Origin of the sequence: Neobacillus rhizosphaerae, from assembly GCF_050477885.1 — a bacterium.
In the GTDB taxonomy this organism is placed as follows: Bacteria; Bacillota; Bacilli; order Bacillales; family Cytobacillaceae; genus Neobacillus; species Neobacillus rhizosphaerae_A.
Window position 1 is genome coordinate 1 of sequence record NZ_JBCNAC010000142.1, and the last position, 21,934, is coordinate 21,934.

The window sequence follows — 21,934 nt, forward strand, 5'->3', positions numbered from 1 at the left end:
TTTCTTGACGTAGTATCATTAAAACGCAAAAATAGGGCACTTTTCTTTGAATAAGCGGAAAAACTCCGCTTATTTACTCCAAAATGAGCTCGATTTTGAAAATAAACGGAAAAACTCCGCTTATTGGTTACTCTTCTAAGGCTGGCAATCCAATTAGCAAGCTTTTTCGCAGTGTAGCTTTGATTTCTGCTTATCTTCCATAACAACAATGTTTACGTAAACAGCCTATTTTTTTTAAGAAATATGATATACTTTCCCTTAGGATTGGAGCTGAAAAAATGGATAAAAACCAATTAGGTGTACAATACATGCAGGAAGGCAACTACGAAGAAGCAGCTAAAGCCTTTCATGCAGCGATAGAAGAAAACCCAAAAGAACCAGTAGCTTATATAAATTTCGGCAATGTTCTTTCAGCTGTGGGCGATGACGAAAAAGCAATTAAATTTTATCAAAAAGCACTTGAAATAGATGAAAACGCAGCAGCAGCTTATTACAGTATCGGTAACATAATGTTCACTCATGATCAGTTTGACGAGGCGAAAAACATGTTTGAAACTGCCATGAAAAAGGGGCTTGAGTCTGCCGATAATTACTTTATGTTAGGTTTAACGCTTGTACAATTAGATCAAAGCCGCTTCGCGCTTCCCTACCTACAAAGAAGTGTAGAACTGAATGAAGAAGATGCAGAAGCAAGGTTTCAATATGGTCTATGTCTAGCACAATTAGAATTCGTTGACGAATCTATGGTTCAATTTGAAATGTGTATTGAACTCGATCCTGTCCACTCAGATGCCTATTATAATTTAGGGGTTTCTTATGCATTTAAAGAAAATGCTACTAAAGCAATTGACATGTTTAATAAAGCCCTGGAAATCCAGCCAGATCATTTGCTTGCAGGACATGCAAAAAAATTAATTGAAAATATGCAATAGGTAGATGCCAATCTTTTTGAAAGGAGGGAGTCACGAGTGGAGAAGCAGGACGCGCTTGATTTATTTGCCGAACAAGGAAAATTTGTAAAGGGAAGACCCATCGTTACCATTTTTCATAATGAACAGAATCTATATACGGTTTTACGGATACGAGTAGATGAAACAAACCATTCTTATGATGACAAAGAAGCGGTGGTCACCGGCTATTTTCCAAAGGTACATGAGCAGGAAACGTATATCTTTTACGGAGATTTCAAAGATCATCCTAAGTTTGGTCTGCAATTTCATACAAATCATTACAGAAAAGATATGCCTCAGACAAAACAAGGGGTTATTGCTTATTTGTCAGGTGAACTGTTCAAAGGGATCGGCAAGAAGACAGCGGAAAATATCGTGGAAACGCTGGGGGAAAACGCCATTTCAAAAATACTAAACCAACCGTCCCTGCTAGATTCCATTCCTAAGCTTCCTCCTGAAAAGGCTAAATCACTTTATGACACACTCATGGAGCATCAAGGACTCGAGCAGGTCATGGTAGCTTTAAATCAGTATGGTTTCGGGCCGCAGATTTCAATGCGAATTTACCAGGCATATAAAGAGGAGACACTTGGAATTATTCAAAAGAACCCTTACCAATTAGTTGAAGATATTGAGGGAGTTGGTTTTGGTCGTGCGGATGAGCTTGGCTATCAGCTTGGGATATCAGGCAGTCATCCTGATCGCATCAAAGCAGCCTGTCTTTATACGCTTGAAAATGAAAGCATGCAGACCGGTCATGTATATATACATGCTGAGCAATTACTTGAACAAGTAAAAAATCTGTTGGAAGAAAATAAGCGAGACCAAATTGAGTTTTTGGATATTTCGAATGAAGTCATTAAGCTGGAAGAAGAGGGAAAATTAATTGGTGAAGAAAAACGAATTTACTTGCCCTCCCTATATTTTGCAGAAAAAGGTCTTGTGACTAACATTCACCGAATCTTGCAGCAAACCGAATATAAGGATCAATTTCCTGAATCTGAATTCCTGCTGGCTTTGGGAGGCTTGGAAGACCGTCTTGGGGTACAATACGCCCCAACCCAAAGAGAAGCCATTCAAACAGCATTAATGTCACCGATGCTTATTTTAACCGGGGGACCTGGAACCGGTAAAACCACGGTTATAAAAGGAATTGTTGAGCTCTATGCTGAACTGCATGGCATTTCGTTGGAGCCGAATGATTATCATAAAAAGGGTGAGCCTTTTCCATTTTTGCTTGCTGCACCCACAGGTAGAGCGGCCAAAAGAATGAGTGAATCCACCGGGCTTCCTGCCGTAACGATTCATCGATTACTTGGGCTAAATGGGACTGAAGGAATTGACCATGAGGATTCAAATACGCTTGAAGGAAAAATATTAATCGTCGATGAAACGTCTATGCTCGATATATGGCTTGCTAATCAATTGTTTAAGGCTCTGCCTGATAATATCCAAGTTATTCTTGTTGGAGACGAGGATCAACTGCCATCGGTTGGTCCTGGTCAGGTTTTAAAGGACTTGCTGGATTCAGAACGAGTTCCGACGGTTCGATTAACCGATATTTACCGGCAGGCCGAAGGGTCATCAATCATAGAATTGGCCCATGATATAAAAAGAGGCTATCTTCCCCCTGATGTGACACAAAAGAAGCCTGATCGTTCGTTTATCAGATGTTCTACCGCACAAGTGGCTCAAGTCGTGGAAAAAGTAGCGCAAAATGCCAAAAACAAAGGTTATTCTGCAAAGGATATCCAGGTGCTGGCGCCTATGTATAGAGGCCCTGCAGGGATTGACCGGTTAAATGTGCTGCTTCAGGAGATTTTTAATCCAAACCCTGATGGTAAACGAAAGGAAATTACATTTGGAGAAGTGAAGTACCGAATTGGAGATAAGGTGCTTCAACTTGTTAATCAACCAGAGAATAATGTGTTCAACGGTGATATTGGTGAGATTATTTCGATTATCTATGCAAAGGAAAATACGGAAAAACAAGACATGATTTATATTTCCTTTGAGGGAAATGAAGTGGAATATACAAGGCAGGATTTGAATCAAATCACGCATGCCTACTGTTGTTCTGTCCATAAATCACAGGGCAGTGAATTTCCGATTGTTATTCTTCCTGTAACGAGAAGTTATTACCGGATGTTGCGACGAAATTTAATCTATACAGCGATCACAAGAAGTAAACAATCATTAATTCTCTGTGGAGAAGAAGATGCTCTAAGAATGGGCGTAGAAAGAGCAGACGAACTTTCGAGACAGACGACCCTTCGTGAAAAGCTTCAAGAAACAATTTTATTACAGCCGAAGACTCTTCAAAATGATACAGAGCCGGCCCAAGGCTTATCCTATGAGGAAGAATTAATGCAAGTTAATCCAATGGTTGGAATGGAAAACGTTACACCTTATGATTTTATGTTAAATGACTGAAACTATAAATGTTCGGGGAGGTGGGACACTCTTTGCGGACATTTTCTTTATTAAAAGGACAACCAGTTTTTGAAACGAACAGCGGAACAAAAATTGGTGATATCAGTGACCTATGTATCTCAAGCAATGGTATCGTCAAAGGCCTATTGATTAAAAAAGGCGTTTTCTTCAAGCAATCGTACTTTCTGGATATTCAAAAAGTGACTACTTTCGGCTGGGATGGGGTTATGATTGAAGATAGCGGGTGCTTAGAAAAGTTAGGAGATAACCCTGAATATACCTTGACACACCAGCATTCCTTAAATGGTATGATGATGCTTTCAAAAAGCGGAGATTCACTCGGTTTGTTAAAGGATGTATATTTTCAGGAAGAAGTGGGCACAATCGTAGGGTATGAAATTACGGATGGCTTCTTTTCGGATATCACGGAAGGTAAACAAGTCATTCAATCCGGGAAGCCCTTAGCGATCGGAAAGGATGCCATTATCGTAGATGTAGATAATACGTGAGGTGTCTTTTCATGTTTAAGTGTCCTAACTGTCAAAGCAAAGATATCGGCAAGATTGGTATCAACCAATATTATTGCTGGAGCTGTTTTATTGAGCTGTCTGTTAACAAAGGTCTAATTAACACCCATCAGGTGGAGGAAGACGGTTCACTTAGTTCCTTGGACGATTTGTTTGAAGAAGAAGAGCGTCGTTACACCCTATAATTATTATAAGAGGTGAAACGCATGAATAAAATGATGACGTCGATGATTGCTTTTGGTGCGGGGATGGCCATATACAATATGGCCCAACGAAATAATATGATGTCCACCCGCAATATGAAAAGAATACAAAAAAAGGTAAAACGAGCGATGTTTTAAATGCAAATCCCCCTTGGACTGCCTAGGGGGATTTTTACGTACCCCTAATCAGAATGTATAAACATCGACTTCGAGTATTGTCCAGCTCCAGCGCCTAGCCAGTTTTCATCCTGAATATTCTTCCACGAGTATCTTGTAACAATCATGGCTTGATAAAGCGATGATTGTTACAGCTCGGGTCAAATAACCTTCGGCAAGTAAAGTTAAAGAGCGGACTTTTCTTGCCGAAGAACATTTGCCTGTCGGGGCTGATCAAGGCGCTTGCGCTTTTCTTATGAATATTTACCCTGCTTGTCTCTAACACTAACATGAGGGAGGAGTGCTTGTGGATATTCGTATGAAATGGATGTATCGAATTGGTTTTATACTCCTATTATTAATTGCCCTTTACGTTTTTCTTAAAATTAGATTTGTTTGGATGCCGGTAGTTAGACTTGTCGCAATAATCATCTTACCTTTTCTTATAGCAGGGTTTATTACCTATCTCCTTCATCCTATTGTTGAAAAATTGCACGAAAAAGGACTTCACCGTGGTTTTGCCATTTTCTTAATTTATTTTATTTTTTTTGGCGGCATTGGTTTTGCTTTATATAGGGGTATACCAGCCATTATTGATCAATTGAAAGACCTTTCTGAAAGTGCACCGGTTTTTGCAGAACAGTATCGAAGTTGGATTGAAGAGCTCCAAACGCATACAAGGGCATGGCCGGATGGTTTGCAAGCAAAAATAGATGATGGGATTAACACTTTTGAAAAGAAGATGGATTCTCTTTTAACTATTATTGTAAATGTCTTAATGGACTTCTTAAATTCCGCTCTACTTTTGATGATTATTCCGTTCATTGCTTTTTATATGTTAAAGGATTTTCCTTTGCTAAAACGGACTGCATGGTATTTAACCCCTAAGAAATGGAGAAAAAAAGCTACTCTATTTCTAAGAGACGTTGACGAATCTCTCGGTAGTTATATTAGGGGGCAGCTTTTAGTTTGTGTGATCATCGGAAGTGTCTCTGCCCTGTTATTTTGGGTATTCGATTTAAGATATCCATTGTTACTAGGACTTATCGTTGGTGCAACAAATGTGATTCCTTATTTTGGACCAATTATCGGGGCAATCCCAGCGGTCATTATTGCTGCAACCACCTCGGTTAAGTTGGTGATCATTACGGTTGTTATTGTCTTTGGTTTGCAATTCCTTGAGGGAAATATTTTATCGCCTTATATCGTCGGAAAGAGTCTTCATATGCATCCATTATTAATCATGATAGCTTTAACATCTGGTGGTGAAATAGGGGGAATCTTAGGGTTGATCTTGGCTGTCCCTGTTCTTGTGGTATTGAAGGTAGGAATCATTCATGCGAAAAATCACTTTATCCAAGGCAAATCAAATGATTCTTCTTCTTAAAGTGTTAGGCCAATTGACAAACGTTTTTTTGGTGGATATAATTCGTCATATAGAATATGAATGAAAATGTTGAAGGGTCGAGTATGTTGTAGTCCATCTGTAACGCTTTTTGCGCGGAAGAGAGGAGCTTTCATGGCTGAAAGAAGCTCCAGATGAAGGATGACAGAACGCTAATCCGGAGTGCAGCTAACCACTGCCGTATACCTGCGTTAAGGGTTTTTTGAGAGATGGATACGGAATGTTTGTATTCATAATCAGGGTGGTACCGCGAGGCTTGCTCTCGTCCCTGTTTGGGATGAGGGCTTTTTTGTATGCTTTTTTAAAAATAAGGAGGTTAATACATATGAAAAATTTAACTGGTTCACAAATTCGTTCAATGTTTTTACAGTTTTTTAAAGAAGAAAAAGGACACACAGTGGAGCCAAGCGCATCGCTTGTTCCTCATGATGATCCATCCTTATTATGGATTAACAGTGGTGTGGCAACCCTAAAGAAATACTTTGATGGCCGTGTGGTTCCAGAAAACCCAAGAATCACTAATGCTCAAAAATCCATTCGGACTAATGATATTGAGAATGTTGGGAAAACTGCGCGTCACCATACCTTCTTTGAAATGCTTGGAAACTTTTCAATTGGTGAGTACTTTAAAAATGAAGCAATTGAATGGGCATGGGAGTTTTTAACCGATGAAAAATGGATGGGCTTTGATCCAGAGCTATTATCCGTTACCGTGCATCCTGAAGACAATGAAGCATATGAAATTTGGAATAAAACTATCGGCATTCCAGAGGAACGCATTATTCGACTGGAAGGGAATTTCTGGGATATTGGGGAAGGACCAAGTGGGCCGAATACTGAAATCTTCTATGACCGTGGTTCAGAGTATGGGGATGATCCAAATGATCCAGAATTATATCCAGGAGGAGAAAACGAACGGTATCTGGAAGTTTGGAACCTAGTGTTCTCTCAATTTAACCATAATCCTGATGGCACTTATACACCACTGCCAAAGAAAAATATTGATACTGGTATGGGATTAGAACGGATGGCATCTGTTGTTCAGAACGTTCCAACCAACTTTGACACAGATTTATTTATCCCTATTATCCGTGCAACAGAAGAGATCTCTGGGGGGAAATATGGTGTTAATAAAGAGACGGATGTAGCTTTCAAGGTTATTGCTGACCACATTCGTACCGTTGCATTTGCTGTTGGTGATGGTGCGCTTCCGTCTAATGAAGGACGTGGCTATGTACTACGCCGTTTGCTTCGCCGTGCTGTCCGCTATGCTAAGCAGATTAACATTAATCGTCCATTTATGTTTGAACTAGTTCCAGTCGTGGGCGAAATCATGAACGATTTTTATCCAGAAGTAAAGGAAAAGACAGAATTCATCCAAAAAGTGATTAAGAATGAAGAAGAACGTTTTCACGAAACACTTCATGATGGCTTAACCATCCTAGCTAGTGTTATTAAAAAGGAAAAAGAAAAGGGCAGTGACACCATTTCTGGTGCGGATGTTTTCCGTCTATATGATACGTATGGTTTCCCAGTTGAGTTGACTGAGGAATATGCTGAAGAAGAAGGAATGAAGGTTGACCATGAAGGCTTTGAAGTAGAAATGGAGCAACAACGTGAGCGTGCTCGTGCAGCTCGTCATGATGTTGATTCCATGCAGGTACAAAGCGGAGTTCTTAGAGATGTGAAGGTAGAAAGTCAGTTTGTTGGCTATGATCAGCTCGAAACAAGCACTAAGGTGGCAGCTATTGTGAAAAATGGTGAACTAATTAATCAGGCTTCAGCTGGTGAGGAAGTACAGGTTATTCTTGACTTGACACCTTTTTATGCTGAAAGTGGTGGACAAATTGCTGACCACGGCGTGATGGAAGGTGCAGAAGTATCTTTATTTGTAAAAGACGTTCAAAAGGCACCGAATGGTCAAAACCTTCATCAAGTAGTGGTTAAGAGTGGCACGCTCAAAACGAACCAGCAGGTGACTGCTAAGGTGGATGCAGACAACCGGGTTAAAATTATCAAAAATCATACAGCGACTCACTTGCTGCATCAAGCTTTAAAGGATGTACTTGGCGAACATGTTAACCAGGCTGGATCTCTCGTTGAACCTGACCGTCTACGCTTTGACTTCTCTCACTTTGGTCAAATTAAACCAGAAGAGTTAGAGCAAATTGAAAAAATCGTCAACGAAAAAATTTGGAGAAATATTGAAGTAAACATCAGCTTAAAACCGATTGCTGAAGCAAAAGCAATGGGTGCTATGGCTCTTTTCGGTGAGAAGTATGGTAATATTGTTCGTGTGGTACAGGTTGGAGACTATAGCTTAGAGTTATGTGGTGGCTGCCATGTTCCAAATACATCTGTTATTGGTTTGTTCAAAATTGTTTCAGAAGGTGGAATTGGCGCTGGGACACGAAGAATTGAGGCTGTAACAGGTGAGGCTGCTTATAAATCATTAAATGATCAAGTGGGCTTATTAAAAGAAGCGGCAGATAAATTAAAATCAAATCCAAAGGATATCGTCACACGTATCGATAGTCTGATGAGCGAAATGAAACAGCTTCAACGTGAAAATGAATCACTTGCAGCTAAACTTGGAAATATTGAAGCAGGTAACCTGGTTTCCCAAGCAAAAGAAATTGACGGAGTAACCGTCCTAGTTGCAAAGGTACAAGCTGCTGATATGAATAACTTAAGAAATATGGCTGATGATTTAAGGCAAAAACTGGGCTCTGTGGTACTAGTACTAGGAAGTGCTCATGAAGGCAAAGTAAACATTATCGCAGCAGTTACAAAGGATTTAATCGATAAAGGATACCATGCTGGGAAACTGGTTAAAGAAGTTGCTACACGCTGCGGCGGAGGTGGCGGAGGCCGTCCTGATATGGCTCAAGCTGGTGGAAAAGATCCTGAAAAACTAGATTCTGCCCTTCAATTCGTAGATGAATGGGTAAAATCGGTTTGATAATAGGACAAAGTAGTGTAAAATGTAGGTAATTAGTACAATTCTCTCGTCTATAATAAATGCGAGGTGCGTGAAATGAGTTCATTTGACAAAACGATGAGATTTAATTTTCCTGAAGAGCCTTTTGAACATGACGTGAATGACGTTCTTCTTCAAGTGTATGAAGCATTGCAGGAAAAAGGATATAATCCGATCAATCAAATAGTCGGCTACCTATTATCAGGTGATCCAGCATATATTCCACGACATCGAGATGCCCGTAACATTATCCGCAAGCTTGAACGGGACGAAATAATTGAAGAACTAGTCAAATCTTATCTAAAACGACAACGAGAGGTTAAGTAATGCGCGTATTGGGTTTAGATGTAGGCTCTAAGACAGTTGGTATTGCCCTTAGTGATGAAATGGGGTGGACCGCTCAGGGTCTAAAAACACTCAAAATCAATGAGGAAAAAGAAGAGTTTGGTTTTGAGGAAATTGGTCAAATAATAAAAGAGTACCAAGTGGATACAGTTGTCATTGGGTTTCCTAAAAATATGAACGGGACGATTGGACCACGCGGTGAAGCAAGTCAGAAATATGCGAATGAAGTGGAAAGCAGATTTGCTGTACCAACTGTATTATGGGACGAGCGATTGACAACAATGGCTGCTGAACGTGTATTGCTTGAGGCAGATGTAAGTCGAAAAAAGCGAAAGAAAGTTATCGATAAGATGGCCGCAATGATGATCCTACAAGGGTATCTTGATAGCAAAAATTAATGAGGTGAATGAAATGGAACACAATCATGAACATGAAGAAGATCGTTTTATTACATTAATAGATGAAAATGGTGACGAACAATTATTCGAAATCCTTTTCACTTTTGATTCAGATGAATTTGAAAGATCATACGTTTTCTTCTATCCAGTAGGAGAAAATGAGGATGACGAAGAAGAAGTGGACATCCTAACGTATGCGTATATCCCAACAGAAGATGGCGGTTTCGGCGAATTAATGGAAATCGAAACGGATGAAGAGTGGGATATGGTTGAAGAAGTATTCAATACCTTCAACGAAGACCAAGAAGAAGAATAAATAAATAATGACAGAGAACCGGCCATGAAAAATGGCTGGTTTTTTCATTTTAACTAGGATAAATATGACAAATTATATGATAAATTGACATTTTTCTTACTATATGCTCAAATTATTACGAAAGGGGGAAAAGAATGACAACAGATGAAAAAGACCCGAAGAAAGATTTGATACGGGAAAAAATGCTTGAACACCACCGTGAAGCAAAAGTAGTTAGAAAAATTGTCATGGTGATCTCAATCTTATTGCTATTATTTATTGTTGTTATCGGTGGCGGAGGATATCTTTACATACAGTCAGCATTAAAGCCTGTTGACTCTGATAGTAAGAAACAAAAAACAGTTGAAATTCCAATTGGTTCATCTGTAACGGGTATTGCAGAAAAGTTAGAAGCAAAGGGAATTATTAAAAATGCGAAGGTATTTAAGTATTATGTAAAGCTTAAAAACGAAGGCGGTTTTATGGCTGGGGAATACCAACTGAGCCCTTCTATGGATGTAGCTGAAATTGTCAGCCGATTAAAAACTGGAAAGGTGCTTGCAGAGGCTAGTTTTAAAATCACCATTCCAGAAGGGAAGCAACTATCAGAAATTGCTGCGATTATGGCGAAAGCAACCAACCAGAAGGAAGCGGATGTTTTTACTAAATTAAATGATAAAGAATTTATCAAACTGTTAATGGAGAAATACCCAGATTTATTAACAAATGAAATCTTAGATACAAAAATTAAGTATCCGCTTGAAGGATATTTATATCCTGCTACCTATCCTTTTTATAAACGGAATCCTACAGTGGAAGAAATGGTTTCAGCCATGCTGGATAAAACAAGATCAATTGTCTCTTCCTATGCGGAAGAAAGTGAAGAAGCTAAGCTATCTGTTCATAAACTACTTACAATGGCCTCATTAGTTGAAGAGGAAGCGACTGAAAAAACCGAACGAAAAAGAATTGCTAGTGTTTTCTATAACCGTTTGGAGAAGGATATGAAATTGCAAACCGATCCTACGGTATTATACGCACAAGGAAAACACAAAGAACGTGTCTTATATGAGGATTTAGAAGTGAACTCTCCTTATAATACGTACAAACATACAGGACTCCCGCCTGGACCAATTGCAAATGCTGGAAAAATGTCCATTGAAGCTGCACTCGATCCTGAGAAAACAGACTTTTATTATTTCTTGGCTGCTGAGGATGGTAGCATATACTATTCAAAGACATTAGAAGAGCATAATAAGTTAAAAGCAAAGTATATTTCCAATAAAAAATAATGTACTATTTTGGGGGAAGCATTAGCATTCCCCCTACTTTTGTGATAAAATAGTTCAAGTGTTTTAATACGTAATCTATAGCGTCACTCACAGTAAGGTAATTTGCGGCAGTATTGCCTTAAAACGTCCTGAGTCAAATTTACTAGCTTAGACGTTTGTACCTGTGAACGCTATTTTTTCATGTCTAAAGAGGATTATTTATAGATAAACTAAAAGTATTTTACTTTGCAATAAATGCTTTTAAAGAGAGGTGACGCAGCTTGTTAGATGAGAAGCTGCATTCATATATTGAAGGTCTTATTTTAGAGCGTAACCCATTGTTAACAGAAATGGAGTCCTATGCTCGTGAAAATAATGTTCCGATCATGGAATTAGAAGGTATTGAAACAATGCTTCAATTACTTCGCATCCAGCGACCCCAAAAAATTCTTGAAGTAGGGACAGCAATAGGATACTCCGCCATGAGAATGGCAGAAGCTCTTCCTGGTGCTCAAATTGTTACGATTGAGCGGGATGATGAAAGAGCTCAATTAGCTGTCGGATTTATTGAGCGCGCAGCTTACAAAGAACGGATTACCTTAATTAAAGGTGATGCTTTAGAGGTTGAAGAACAGATAAGTGGACATGCTCCATTTGATGTCATTTTTATTGATGCAGCGAAGGGGCAATATAAAAAATTTTTTGAAATGTATTCAAGCTATCTTAGTTCGGATGGAATGATCATTACTGATAATGTTCTTTTTAAAGGTTTAGTAGCTGAACCAGAAATTGAATCTAAGAGGATCCGGAATCTTGTTAAAAAGATTGATGATTTTAACAAATGGTTAATGAAGCATCCAGACTATATTTCCGTTATTCTTCCCGTGGGAGACGGGGTTGCCATTAGCAAAAGAAGAGGTGAGAGCAAATGAAAAAACCAGAATTGCTTGTAACACCATTAACAGTCAACGATATCTTGCCATTAGCAGAAGCTGGTGCAGATGCATTTGTTGTTGGTGAACAAAGATATGGATTAAGACTTGCAGGTGAATTTAATCGTGATGAGGTACAAAAGGCGATTGAACTAGCTCACAGCAAGGGGAAAAAGGTCTATGTTGCAATGAATGCTATTTTTCACAATGAAAAAATAGATGAGTTGAGCGATTATATCCAATTTGTTGCAAACGTCAAAGCTGATGCCATTATTTTTGGTGATCCTGCTGTTTTAATGACTGTAAGAGAAGTGGCTCCGGAAATGAAGCTACATTGGGGAACAGAAACGACAGGAACGAACTGGTACACATGTAACTATTGGGGTAAGAAGGGTGTTAAAAGAGCTGTTCTTGCACGTGAAATTAATATGGATGCCATCGTCGAAACGAAGGAAAATGCAGAAGTAGAAATCGAAGTGCAGGTTCATGGAATGAGCTGTATGTTCCAATCTAAGCGTACACTTCTTGGTAATTATTATGAATACCAAGGGAAAGTCATGGAAATCGAAAACCGTAAGATGCAAAAGAATATGTTCTTGCACGATAAAGAACGTGGGAACAAATACCCTATCTTTGAAGATGAAAATGGAACACATATTATGAGTCCAAATGATATCTGTATCATTGATGAACTTCAAGAAATGTTAGAGGCTGGTGTCGATTCGTTTAAAATCGATGGAATCTTAAAAAGCCCAGAATATATTCTTGCTGTTACTAAAGCCTATCGTGAGGCAATTGATTTATTTGTTGAAGACCCGGATGCCTATGAGGATAAAAAGGATGAGCTGTTAGCTGCATTGGAAGAGATTCAGCCTGCTAATCGTCCATTAGACACAGGTTTCTTCTTTAAAGAAACTGTTTATTAAAGGGAGGAGTTCTACTGTGAATACAGTTAAAGATAAGATTTCTGAAATTATCGATGGAAAACGTGTCATTGTGAAAAAGCCAGAACTCCTTGCTCCAGCTGGTAATCTCGAAAAATTAAAGATTGCCGTTCAATATGGAGCAGATGCTGTATTTATCGGAGGTCAAGAGTATGGTCTTCGTTCAAATGCTGATAACTTTACATTTGATGAAATGAAGGAAGGCGTAGAGTTCGCTAACAGTTTCGGTGCGAAAATTTATGTTACAACAAATATTTTTGCTCACAATGAGAATATTGATGGCTTAGAAGAATATATCCTAAGTCTAAAAGAGACAGGCATTGCAGGAATCATTGTTGCCGACCCGCTTATTATTGAAACTTGTCAGCGTCTAGCACCGGAAATTGAAATTCATATAAGTACACAGCAGTCACTTTCGAACTGGAAAGCCGCACAGTTTTGGAAAGAAGCCGGGGCTGAGCGTGTCGTATTAGCTCGTGAAGTAAGTGCAGAGGAAATCAGAGAAATGAAGGAGAAGGTCGATGTTGAAATCGAAACCTTTATTCATGGGGCCATGTGTATCGCTTATTCTGGCCGATGCACATTAAGTAACCATATGACTGCAAGAGACTCAAACCGTGGTGGGTGCTGTCAGTCCTGCCGCTGGGATTATGACCTTTACCAGTTAGAAGGAAACGATCAAGAGGCAGCTCTATTTGAAGAGGGAGATGCTCCTTTTGCAATGAGTCCAAAAGACTTAAATTTAATTCAAGCGATTCCACAGATGATTGAACTTGGAATTGACAGCTTGAAAATTGAAGGTCGAATGAAATCCATTCACTACATTGCGACAGTGGTTAGTGTGTACCGAAAAGTAATTGATGCGTATTGCGCGGACCCTGAGAACTTTGTTATTCAGAGAGAATGGCTTGAGGAATTAGACAAATGTGCCAACCGTGAAACAGCTCCTGCCTTTTTTGAAGGTGTTCCAGGGTATAAAGAGCAAATGTTTGGTAATCATAGCAAGAAGACAAAGTTTGAGTTTGTCGGTCTTGTGTTGGATTACAATCCAGAAACACAAATCGTTACATTGCAACAAAGAAATCATTTTAAACCGGGGGAAGAAGTAGAGTTCTTCGGACCAGAAATTCAAAACTTTACTCATGTGATTGATAAAATTTGGGATGAAAAAGGTAATGAACTGGATGCAGCTAGACATCCGCTTCAAATTGTACAATTTAAATTGGACAAACCGGTATACCCTAACAACATGATGCGAAAGGAGAACTAGCATGACGCGCAAGCCAGTTGTTATTGGTGTAACCGGCGGCTCCGGCTCCGGAAAAACCAGTGTAACAAATTCCATTTATGAAAGTTTAAAAGATCATTCCATATTAGTACTTGAACAGGATTATTACTATAAGGATCAAAGTAATCTTCCATTTGAAGAAAGATTAAAAACTAACTATGATCATCCGCTTGCTTTTGATAATGACTTACTTATTGAACATATTGAAAAGCTGTTAAGGTATGAACAGATTGAAAAACCAGTATATGATTATTCCATTCATACCCGTTCAGATAAAGTCATTCCTGTTGAGCCAAAGGATGTAATCATTCTAGAGGGAATTCTCGTACTTGAGGACGAGCGTCTTCGTGATTTAATGGATATTAAACTATATGTTGACACTGATGCGGATTTACGAATTATCCGCCGACTTACTCGTGATATAAGTGAGCGTGGGCGTACGTTTGATTCAGTTATCGATCAATATTTAAATGTGGTTCGTCCCATGCATAATCAATTTATTGAGCCAACTAAGCGTTATGCTGATGTCATCATACCAGAAGGCGGACATAACCATGTTGCCATCGATATAATGGTCACAAAAATTCAAACAATTCTTGAACAAAAGTCAATTTTATGAAACAATAGCAAAAGAACTATCTAAAAATCCGTTTGGATAAATATCTTTTATGCGCGCCCTTATTAAGAGGACGCGCTGCTATGTATTATGCCGATTGGCATAATATCTACATACATTACATACACAATTCTAATGGGGGATTGTGAAGACTAGAAGGAGTGAGGGTTTTGGCTGCAGAGAAAGTATTTCCAATGACACAAGCAGGTAAAGATAAGCTTGTACAAGAAGTTGAGTATTTAAAATCAGTGAAACGGAAAGAAGTGGTAGAAAGAATTAAAATCGCAAGAAGCTTCGGAGATCTATCTGAAAACTCCGAGTATGATTCTGCGAAAGAAGAGCAAGCCTTTGTTGAAGGTAGAATTACGACCTTAGAAAATATGATTCGCAATGCAAAGATTATCGCTGAAGGTGAAATGGCAAGCGACTCTGTTACATTAGGAAGCTCCGTTACTTTTGTTGAACTTCCTGATGGTGAAGAAGAAACATATACAATTGTTGGTAGTGCTGAGGCCGATCCTTTTGAAGGAAAGATTTCTAACGATTCTCCAATTGCAAAAAGCCTTTTAGGCAAGAAGGTTGGAGAACAGGTTTCTGTTCAAACTCCTGGCGGCGAAATGAGTGTACGTATCGTTTCTATAAAATAATGTTTGAAATACGAAAACCTCGTCAAAACTTTTGACGAGGTGTTTTTTATGTGGAGAAAACGAGCCATTGGCTGGCTGGTCATTTGTATAACAGGATTAGTACTTCTCTTAGTTCGTTTAATGCAAATTCAACTAATTGAGACAGAAACCTTTTCAAAGCATAATGTGAACTTGCTTGAGGAGAGTGTGAATCAACGAACGCAAGAATTAGTGATTGATAATGGCAGGGGAAATTTTCTTGATCGATATGGGACGATGCTAACACATAAAAAAGTGTCCGTGCTCGTCTTATTTCCATTTCTTAAAAAGACAGATTGGGACGTAGAAAAGGTTTCGACCATCTCAGGAATACCAGTTCATTCATTGAAATTTGCAGTAGATGCTGCAAAAAAACCATTTGCCTTCGGAGACCCAGAGCCTATTGAATTAACAACCTCACAGATGAAAAGAATTAATGAGTTAAAAATACCGGGTGTATTTGCTATTGAGAAGAAATTTGAACGTTCTACCATTCCTGCTGAGCAGCTAATTGGACTAACAGGTGAGAATGCAAAGGAATTAAAGGAACGTTATCCAAGTAAAGAGTTATCGGAAAAGACGCTGCTGGGCGTATCTGGCCTTGAAGAGAGCTTTGATGAATTCCTGCTCCCAGAGGGAAAGTCAAAGCTTGTTTACCACGTTGATGGTGGGGGAGCTCCGCTTTTTGGAATAAATGTAAAATATGTGGACCCTGCTAACCCGTTTTATCCTGTAAATGTTCGGACAACGATTGATAAAGGTCTGCAGCAAAAGGCCGAGGATCTAGCCGATCAGTATCAGATTAAAAAGGGGGGACTCGTCCTCCTTAATATTGAGGATAATAGTGTGTTAGCAATGGTTTCACGCCCGGCTATCAATAAAAAAGCCCCCTATAATGGGGCTGGAATTACTAATTTGATGGTAAAACAACAGATTATGGGATCCGTTTTTAAGACGGTGGTTGCTGCAGCTGCTATGGATCATAACTTAGATGACCCAACCCGCCTATTTGATTGCAGTAAAAAGATTAATGGAAAACCAGAATCAAAATATAATTATGGAATGTTGAACTTTACAAATAGTTTTGCAAGAAGCTGTAATCGAACGTTCGGGGAATTGGCAAAGGAATTGCAAAAGACGGATCCTCATCTACTCGAGGATTATGCAGATAAATTGTCTCTAACTGGTTCGGTGGGCTGGCAAGGGGAAGTGTATCATACCAGTGACTTCAAGCAGCTTGCTGATGAAGATAAAGGGAGGGTGTTTGTATCTGATGAGGCAAGGAAGGATCCTAATTTTATTGCTATGTCAGGTATTGGACAGCACGAGGTTCGGGCTACTCCATTAGCTGTCGCTAACATGATGGCCACCATTGCAAGGGGCGGTAAAAAGGAAATGGTAAGAGCAGTTTCAAAAATAGAATATAAAAATGGGACAACGATGGTAGATTTCCCTGAGGAAAGCATAAAGGGGGATTCTATCTCACCTTATACAGCCATGAAACTGCAAAAATTGCTACGTGAAGTAATTACTAATCCAAATGGGACTGGAAGATGGTTTAAAGATCTTCCATATGAAGTAGCAGGTAAATCAGGTACGGCTGAAACGGGTAAATATAAAGATGGGAAGCAATTGCATAATAAATGGTTTGCTGGTTATTTTCCATTTCAATCGCCCAAATATGCGTTAGTAGCAGTCAATTTGGATGTAATAGATTCGGAAGGCGGGGTAAATTTATTGTTCGCGGATATGGTGAAAGCACTCTATGAAAAAGATGCAGAAAAAGAGTAGTGCGACTATTATCTCTTCATGTTCTGTTAAAATCATGTTAGAATATTGAGAGCCTTTATTTTAGGAGGAAATAGTATGACTAATGATTTTAATTCTAACTCACGGTCTGGATACCGATCGAAAAGAAAAAAAACGAACCTCGTCTTAAATAGTTTAATCATCATTGTACTCTTACTAATATTATTTGTGGCATACAATATTTTTGCTTCAGGAAATGATCATGCAGCCCCTAAGAAAGATAGTACAAAAACTGAGCAAAAAGAAACTCAACATACAGAGAAGCAATCTGAGAAAAAAGAGAACACAGAGGCAGAAGATGAGAGTTCAACTGATCAAGTATCTGAAGAGGAACAACAAAGTGAGGAAGCTTCAACAACTGAACAGGCAGATGAATCACAGGAAGTGGTTACTGATGGTGGAAGTTCTTCTAATGTACTAAAAACGATTGAAAATCCCAGCTGGAAGCCTATAGGAACAACACAATCTGGTGAACATACCGCTGTATACGATACAAATTCAGTCGATTGGCAGGAAATGCTGGAGGCTGTGTCCTATGCCACTGGATTAGATGGAAGTAACATGACTGTATATTGGTTGGGTAGAGATAAGTCCACACAAAATGGCTCGTTTGCTACCGTTGCTTCAAAAGATAAGCAGCAAAAATATAATGTGTATCTTCAGTGGGTAGACGGAGAAGGCTGGATGCCTACACGAGTCGAGGAACTAGCTGAAATTGTTAAATAATAAATGATGACGAGGATGACTTTACAGTCATCCTCGTTATTTTTTCTTAAAATGTACCACTGCTGTAAAATAGGTTTGACCATTTTCATTCACATGCATTTGGTGTGAAACGGAGTGTACTCCCAGCATAATTGCCCGGTTTTCATCAATTTGCGACTCAATTTTTTTCTGTAAGGTTTTAAGGTTAGTTGCTTCGAAAAACTCCACTTTATCTTCGATTAAATTAAATTCAAAATTCATAAAATCATTCCTTTCATCCTCTTATTTTAATTATTTCTTTTGCAGCTATCAATAACGATTGATTAAATGGATTGAATAAATGATGGAAATATGATAACATGTGTCCAGTTGAATTCATAGTATACTCATAGGAATTATTAGTTAATTGTAGGATATGTAGTTATTGGGTTACTATGGCAAGCTTCTTTAAAAAGATGGTAGAATAGTGTTTGCGGATACGATGCTTAATACAGAGGAAGATTATAAGCAGTAAAACGTTAAAACACGATGAAAGAGGTCAAAGTATGAAAATCGCAATTATCGGAGCAATGGAAGAGGAAGTAACACTATTAAGAGATCATATCGAAGATAAAACACAAGAAACAGTGGCTGGCTGTGAATTTACATTTGGAACCATGCATGGTGTGGATGTCATTCTGCTTCGTTCAGGAATTGGCAAGGTAAATGCAGCAATGTCAACAACCATCTTACTTGAAAAATATAAGCCTGATTATATTATCAACACTGGTTCGGCTGGTGGGTTCAACCCTGCTCTTAATGTTGGCGATGCAGTCATTTCAACTGAAGTTCGTCATCATGATGTAGATGTAACAGCATTTGGATATGAATATGGGCAGGTTCCACAGCTTCCAGCTGCATTTTTAGCAGATGAGAAGTTAATTGCGGTCGCTGAAAAAGCATCAAAGGAACTGGAAAAGTTTCAGATTGTCAAAGGTTTAATTGTTACTGGTGACTCCTTTATGGAAGACCCAGCAAGAGTCGAATTTGTCCGTTCGAAATTTAATGATTTACAAGCAGTTGAAATGGAGGCAGCAGCAATCGCGCAAGTAGCCCATCGTTTTGGGATTCCCTTCGTTATCATTCGTTCTCTTTCTGATATTGCTGGTAAAGAATCAGAAGTATCTTTTGATCAATTTATTGATAAAGCGGCAACTAATTCTGCTACTTTGGTTATGAATATGGTGGCAGCGTTAAAATAATTGACAGGAGTGGGGAAATGAAGGTCTTTAAAAACGTTCATGAATTAATTGGGCAGACACCAATGGTGGAAATCACTCAATTTCATTTACCCGAAGGTGTTCGCATCTTTGCGAAATTGGAATTTATGAATCCTGGGGGTAGTGTAAAAGACCGACTTGGAATGGAACTGCTAGATGAGGCATTTTCTAGTGGAAAGCTGCTTACAGGTGGAACAGTCATAGAGCCTACTGCGGGAAATACAGGGATCGGATTAGCTCTAGCGGCATTAAACAAAGGTATACAAGTTATTTTATGTGTTCCTGAAAAGTTCAGTATAGAAAAGCAGGAATTAATGAAAGCACTTGGGGCAAGAATTGTTCATACCCCTACTGAAAAGGGAATGAAGGGAGCTATTGCTAAGGCAAAAGAACTTGTTAACGAGATTCCAGGAGCCTATTGTCCTCAGCAATTCGGAAACCCTGCAAATCCAGAAACGTACTATAAAACGCTTGGTCCAGAAATTTGGAAGCAGCTTGAAGGACAATTACATGTTTTTGTGGCTGGTTCGGGTACTGGTGGAACCTTCATGGGAACTGCCCGTTACTTAAAAGAACAGAGTGAGAAAGTAAAAACAGTGATTGTAGAACCTGAGGGTTCCATTTTAAACGGTGGTGAAGCGGGTCCACATAAAACAGAAGGTATTGGGATGGAGTTTTTGCCGGAATATATGGATGCAAGTTACTTTGATGCCATTTATACCGTGTTGGATGAGCATGCTTTCAGTCTTGTTAAAGAAATAGCGGCGAAGGAAGGCCTTCTTGTTGGTAGTTCGTCAGGTGCTGCATTCCATGCTGCACTAAAAGAAGCCCAAATATCACCGCCTGGCACCAATATCGTCGTTATTTTTCCAGATGGAAGCGAACGATATTTAAGCAAAAAGATTTTTGAAGGGGGTATTTAGGTTGAAAAGGAAAACACAATTGATTCATGGCGGGATAAGCCAGGATCCAACAACAGGAGCTGTATCCTTTCCAATTTACCAAGTTAGTACGTATAAGCAGGAAGGAGTAGGGGGACATAAGGGATTTGAATATTCAAGAACTGGAAACCCTACAAGGAATGCACTTGAGGTATTAATTAAAGATATTGAAGGAGGTACGGCAGGTTTTGCCTTTGGTTCAGGTATGGCGGCAATTACTGCGGTCATCATGTTATTTAATAGCGGCGATCACGTCATTCTTACTGATGATGTCTATGGTGGAACATTCCGCGTGATGACAAAGGTATTAAACCGATTTGGTATCGACTCTACCTTTGTTGATACTAGTAATTTAGACAATATTAAGAGTGAAATCAGACAGAATACAAAGGCGATTTATTTAGAAACGCCAACAAACCCATTATTAAAAATTACGGATATTGAAGCAGCTGCAAAGCTTGCAAAAGAACATCAGCTATTGACCATAGTAGATAACACCTTCTCCACACCATATTGGCAAAACCCAATAGAACTAGGAGCCGATATTGTCTTGCACAGTGCAACCAAATACATTGGTGGACATAGTGATGTGGTGGCTGGTCTAGTGGTTGTGAATAGTGATAAATTGGCTGAAGATCTTCATTTTGTACAAAATTCTACGGGTGGTGTTTTAGGACCACAGGATTCTTGGTTATTAATCCGTGGTATCAAAACTTTAGGGATTCGTATGGAAGAAACGGAAGCGAATACTGCTGAAATTGTGGCGTTTTTACAATCACATCCAAAGGTTAATAAGGTATTTTACCCTGGTATTGAATCACATCCAAATCATGAGATTTCCAAAAAGCAAGCGAGAGGCTTTGGCGGCATGGTCTCTTTTGATGTAGGAAGTGCTGAAAATGCAGATCAATTATTAAGTAAAATTAAATATTTTACGTTAGCAGAAAGCCTAGGTGCTGTCGAAAGCTTAATTTCAGTCCCTGCTCGTATGACCCATGCCTCTATCCCGGCTGAGCGCCGCGCTGAATTAGGAATCACGGATGGATTAGTACGTATATCTGTTGGACTAGAAGATGTGGAGGACCTCATTGAGGATTTAACACAAGCATTAGAATAATTGATATTATCCATGCACCAGGTGAACTCACCTGGTGCATGAGCTTTTCTTTTACTAATATTTACATCCTCTGTCATGTTAAGTTTTGTGATAAAGTAGGGTAGTAGATTAAAAGAAAAGCAGGTGATAAGTAGTGAAGCAACAAGCGAGAAGACTTTATGAAAAAATGGTTGATTTTAAACGTTTTGCCACGATCTTATTGGCTGTTGGTGTATTTTTCTATTTAGGTGTAATTATTCCATCCGATACGAAAAGCGAGATGGATGTTTATATAATGGTTCTATCCTCATTGTCTTTCCTAGCTTTATCCATTTTGTTGTTTATCCAATCAAAACAATGCCAAATGAAGCTGTCAGAGACAGAAGAAGGGCAGGATTATCTAATGAAAAAATAAGCGACTCCCATTAGCGGAGCGCTTATTTTTTTACCCAATAAAGGGCGGGTTAATTAATTTTTAAATAATTACTTCCAAAAGGTTTACAAATGGTAGGTGAGTGGATATAATTACCGTAGCAAGTAAATTATTCCAAAAGGAGGTCGAAGAAAATGAATTTAATTGTAGCCTGCACACAAACAGTATATTTGAATATCACGCATTCGACCAGACTGGAATGGATTGCTTAAGTAATTAAGTGACATTACATATCCATGCCGCAGGGAGAATGACGCCTTGCGGTATTTTTGTGCCTAAAAAA

23 protein-coding genes are annotated in these 21,934 nt (G+C 39.0%); 22 read left to right on the plus strand and 1 reads right to left on the minus strand.

Going from position 1 to position 21,934, the window contains the following annotated elements:
* Positions 1 to 278 precede the first annotated feature (278 nt).
* The 18 genes from ABES03_RS19405 to ABES03_RS19490 all read left to right on the plus strand — a co-directional run bounded on the left by ABES03_RS19405 (position 279) and on the right by ABES03_RS19490 (position 17,943).
* Complete coding sequence (locus ABES03_RS19405) at positions 279 to 932, plus strand: tetratricopeptide repeat protein (protein WP_430119757.1); 654 nt, start codon at positions 279 to 281, stop codon at positions 930 to 932.
* Positions 933 to 968: 36 nt separating this feature from the next.
* Positions 969 to 3,383: an SF1B family DNA helicase RecD2 gene (gene recD2 / locus ABES03_RS19410; RefSeq protein ID WP_430119759.1), complete on the plus strand. Its 2,415-nt coding sequence runs from the start codon at positions 969 to 971 to the stop codon at positions 3,381 to 3,383.
* Between the two features lie 32 nt (positions 3,384 to 3,415).
* Complete coding sequence (locus ABES03_RS19415) at positions 3,416 to 3,892, plus strand: PRC-barrel domain-containing protein (protein ID WP_430119761.1); 477 nt, start codon at positions 3,416 to 3,418, stop codon at positions 3,890 to 3,892.
* An 11-nt stretch (positions 3,893 to 3,903) separates the two neighbouring features.
* Positions 3,904 to 4,095 (plus strand): hypothetical protein, encoded by a 192-nt coding sequence (locus ABES03_RS19420; RefSeq protein WP_308083069.1) that lies wholly within the window; start codon positions 3,904 to 3,906, stop codon positions 4,093 to 4,095.
* Between the two features lie 21 nt (positions 4,096 to 4,116).
* Complete coding sequence (locus tag ABES03_RS19425) at positions 4,117 to 4,251, plus strand: YrzQ family protein (RefSeq protein ID WP_308083070.1); 135 nt, start codon at positions 4,117 to 4,119, stop codon at positions 4,249 to 4,251.
* Between the two features lie 325 nt (positions 4,252 to 4,576).
* On the plus strand, positions 4,577 to 5,656 hold the full coding sequence (locus tag ABES03_RS19430; protein ID WP_430119764.1) for an AI-2E family transporter: 1,080 nt from the start codon (positions 4,577 to 4,579) through the stop codon (positions 5,654 to 5,656).
* 343 nt (positions 5,657 to 5,999) lie between these two features.
* Positions 6,000 to 8,636 carry an alanine--tRNA ligase gene (gene alaS / locus ABES03_RS19435; RefSeq protein WP_430119766.1) on the plus strand — a complete coding sequence of 879 codons (2,637 nt, stop codon included), beginning with the start codon at positions 6,000 to 6,002 and terminating at the stop codon, positions 8,634 to 8,636.
* A gap of 75 nt (positions 8,637 to 8,711) precedes the next feature.
* The gene (locus ABES03_RS19440) at positions 8,712 to 8,981 is read left to right on the plus strand and encodes an IreB family regulatory phosphoprotein (RefSeq protein ID WP_430119768.1); all 270 of its coding nucleotides are present in this window, start codon (positions 8,712 to 8,714) and stop codon (positions 8,979 to 8,981) included.
* A complete protein-coding gene (gene ruvX, locus ABES03_RS19445) occupies positions 8,981 to 9,397 on the plus strand; it encodes a Holliday junction resolvase RuvX (protein ID WP_430119770.1) in 417 nt (138 codons plus the stop codon). Before ABES03_RS19440 ends, ruvX begins: the two co-directional genes overlap by 1 nt.
* 13 nt (positions 9,398 to 9,410) lie before the next feature.
* Positions 9,411 to 9,713 carry a DUF1292 domain-containing protein gene (locus ABES03_RS19450; protein WP_430119772.1) on the plus strand — a complete coding sequence of 101 codons (303 nt, stop codon included), beginning with the start codon at positions 9,411 to 9,413 and terminating at the stop codon, positions 9,711 to 9,713.
* A gap of 134 nt (positions 9,714 to 9,847) precedes the next feature.
* Positions 9,848 to 10,984: an endolytic transglycosylase MltG gene (gene mltG / locus ABES03_RS19455; RefSeq protein ID WP_430119774.1), complete on the plus strand. Its 1,137-nt coding sequence runs from the start codon at positions 9,848 to 9,850 to the stop codon at positions 10,982 to 10,984.
* Positions 10,985 to 11,244: 260 nt separating this feature from the next.
* Positions 11,245 to 11,895: an O-methyltransferase gene (locus ABES03_RS19460; protein WP_430119776.1), complete on the plus strand. Its 651-nt coding sequence runs from the start codon at positions 11,245 to 11,247 to the stop codon at positions 11,893 to 11,895.
* On the plus strand, positions 11,892 to 12,821 hold the full coding sequence (locus ABES03_RS19465; protein WP_430119778.1) for a peptidase U32 family protein: 930 nt from the start codon (positions 11,892 to 11,894) through the stop codon (positions 12,819 to 12,821). Before ABES03_RS19460 ends, ABES03_RS19465 begins: the two co-directional genes overlap by 4 nt.
* A 16-nt stretch (positions 12,822 to 12,837) precedes the next feature.
* Positions 12,838 to 14,109: a peptidase U32 family protein gene (locus tag ABES03_RS19470; protein WP_430119780.1), complete on the plus strand. Its 1,272-nt coding sequence runs from the start codon at positions 12,838 to 12,840 to the stop codon at positions 14,107 to 14,109.
* A gap of 1 nt (position 14,110) precedes the next feature.
* Positions 14,111 to 14,746 (plus strand): uridine kinase, encoded by a 636-nt coding sequence (gene udk, locus ABES03_RS19475; RefSeq protein ID WP_430119782.1) that lies wholly within the window; start codon positions 14,111 to 14,113, stop codon positions 14,744 to 14,746.
* 167 nt (positions 14,747 to 14,913) lie between these two features.
* Positions 14,914 to 15,390 carry a transcription elongation factor GreA gene (gene greA, locus ABES03_RS19480; protein WP_430119784.1) on the plus strand — a complete coding sequence of 159 codons (477 nt, stop codon included), beginning with the start codon at positions 14,914 to 14,916 and terminating at the stop codon, positions 15,388 to 15,390.
* Between the two features lie 48 nt (positions 15,391 to 15,438).
* Complete coding sequence (locus ABES03_RS19485; protein ID WP_430119786.1) at positions 15,439 to 17,199, plus strand: peptidoglycan D,D-transpeptidase FtsI family protein; 1,761 nt, start codon at positions 15,439 to 15,441, stop codon at positions 17,197 to 17,199.
* A gap of 75 nt (positions 17,200 to 17,274) precedes the next feature.
* Positions 17,275 to 17,943, plus strand: a complete 669-nt coding sequence (locus tag ABES03_RS19490; RefSeq protein WP_430119788.1) for a YrrS family protein — start codon at positions 17,275 to 17,277, stop codon at positions 17,941 to 17,943.
* Positions 17,944 to 17,979: 36 nt separating this feature from the next.
* On the opposite strand, the gene ABES03_RS19495 is transcribed toward ABES03_RS19490, so the two are convergent.
* Positions 17,980 to 18,183: a DUF2536 family protein gene (locus ABES03_RS19495; protein WP_430119790.1), complete on the minus strand. Its 204-nt coding sequence runs from the start codon at positions 18,181 to 18,183 to the stop codon at positions 17,980 to 17,982.
* Between the two features lie 284 nt (positions 18,184 to 18,467).
* Between ABES03_RS19495 and mtnN the strand changes: the two genes are divergently transcribed.
* The 4 genes from mtnN to ABES03_RS19515 all read left to right on the plus strand — a co-directional run bounded on the left by mtnN (position 18,468) and on the right by ABES03_RS19515 (position 21,633).
* Complete coding sequence (gene mtnN, locus ABES03_RS19500; protein ID WP_430119792.1) at positions 18,468 to 19,163, plus strand: 5'-methylthioadenosine/S-adenosylhomocysteine nucleosidase; 696 nt, start codon at positions 18,468 to 18,470, stop codon at positions 19,161 to 19,163.
* A 17-nt stretch (positions 19,164 to 19,180) separates the two neighbouring features.
* Complete coding sequence (locus tag ABES03_RS19505; RefSeq protein WP_430119794.1) at positions 19,181 to 20,104, plus strand: PLP-dependent cysteine synthase family protein; 924 nt, start codon at positions 19,181 to 19,183, stop codon at positions 20,102 to 20,104.
* A gap of 1 nt (position 20,105) precedes the next feature.
* Positions 20,106 to 21,239, plus strand: coding sequence for a bifunctional cystathionine gamma-lyase/homocysteine desulfhydrase (locus tag ABES03_RS19510; RefSeq protein ID WP_430119796.1), 1,134 nt, complete (start codon positions 20,106 to 20,108; stop codon positions 21,237 to 21,239).
* A gap of 133 nt (positions 21,240 to 21,372) precedes the next feature.
* Positions 21,373 to 21,633, plus strand: coding sequence for a YrhC family protein (locus tag ABES03_RS19515; protein ID WP_430119798.1), 261 nt, complete (start codon positions 21,373 to 21,375; stop codon positions 21,631 to 21,633).
* Positions 21,634 to 21,934 lie beyond the last annotated feature (301 nt).

Bases quoted from the DNA above. Each gene is read 5' to 3' on its own strand.
- ABES03_RS19405 (WP_430119757.1), top strand. From the start codon at position 279: ATGGATAAAAACCAATTAGGTGTACAATACATGCAGGAAGGCAACTAC.
- ABES03_RS19420 (WP_308083069.1), top strand. From the start codon at position 3,904: ATGTTTAAGTGTCCTAACTGTCAAAGCAAAGATATCGGCAAGATTGGT.
- ABES03_RS19425 (WP_308083070.1), top strand. From the start codon at position 4,117: ATGAATAAAATGATGACGTCGATGATTGCTTTTGGTGCGGGGATGGCC.
- alaS (WP_430119766.1), top strand. From the start codon at position 6,000: ATGAAAAATTTAACTGGTTCACAAATTCGTTCAATGTTTTTACAGTTT.
- ABES03_RS19440 (WP_430119768.1), top strand. From the start codon at position 8,712: ATGAGTTCATTTGACAAAACGATGAGATTTAATTTTCCTGAAGAGCCT.
- ruvX (WP_430119770.1), top strand. From the start codon at position 8,981: ATGCGCGTATTGGGTTTAGATGTAGGCTCTAAGACAGTTGGTATTGCC.
- ABES03_RS19450 (WP_430119772.1), top strand. From the start codon at position 9,411: ATGGAACACAATCATGAACATGAAGAAGATCGTTTTATTACATTAATA.
- mltG (WP_430119774.1), top strand. From the start codon at position 9,848: ATGACAACAGATGAAAAAGACCCGAAGAAAGATTTGATACGGGAAAAA.
- ABES03_RS19465 (WP_430119778.1), top strand. From the start codon at position 11,892: ATGAAAAAACCAGAATTGCTTGTAACACCATTAACAGTCAACGATATC.
- udk (WP_430119782.1), top strand. From the start codon at position 14,111: ATGACGCGCAAGCCAGTTGTTATTGGTGTAACCGGCGGCTCCGGCTCC.
- ABES03_RS19485 (WP_430119786.1), top strand. From the start codon at position 15,439: ATGTGGAGAAAACGAGCCATTGGCTGGCTGGTCATTTGTATAACAGGA.
- ABES03_RS19490 (WP_430119788.1), top strand. From the start codon at position 17,275: ATGACTAATGATTTTAATTCTAACTCACGGTCTGGATACCGATCGAAA.
- ABES03_RS19495 (WP_430119790.1), bottom strand. From the start codon at position 18,183: ATGAATTTTGAATTTAATTTAATCGAAGATAAAGTGGAGTTTTTCGAA.
- mtnN (WP_430119792.1), top strand. From the start codon at position 18,468: ATGAAAATCGCAATTATCGGAGCAATGGAAGAGGAAGTAACACTATTA.
- ABES03_RS19505 (WP_430119794.1), top strand. From the start codon at position 19,181: ATGAAGGTCTTTAAAAACGTTCATGAATTAATTGGGCAGACACCAATG.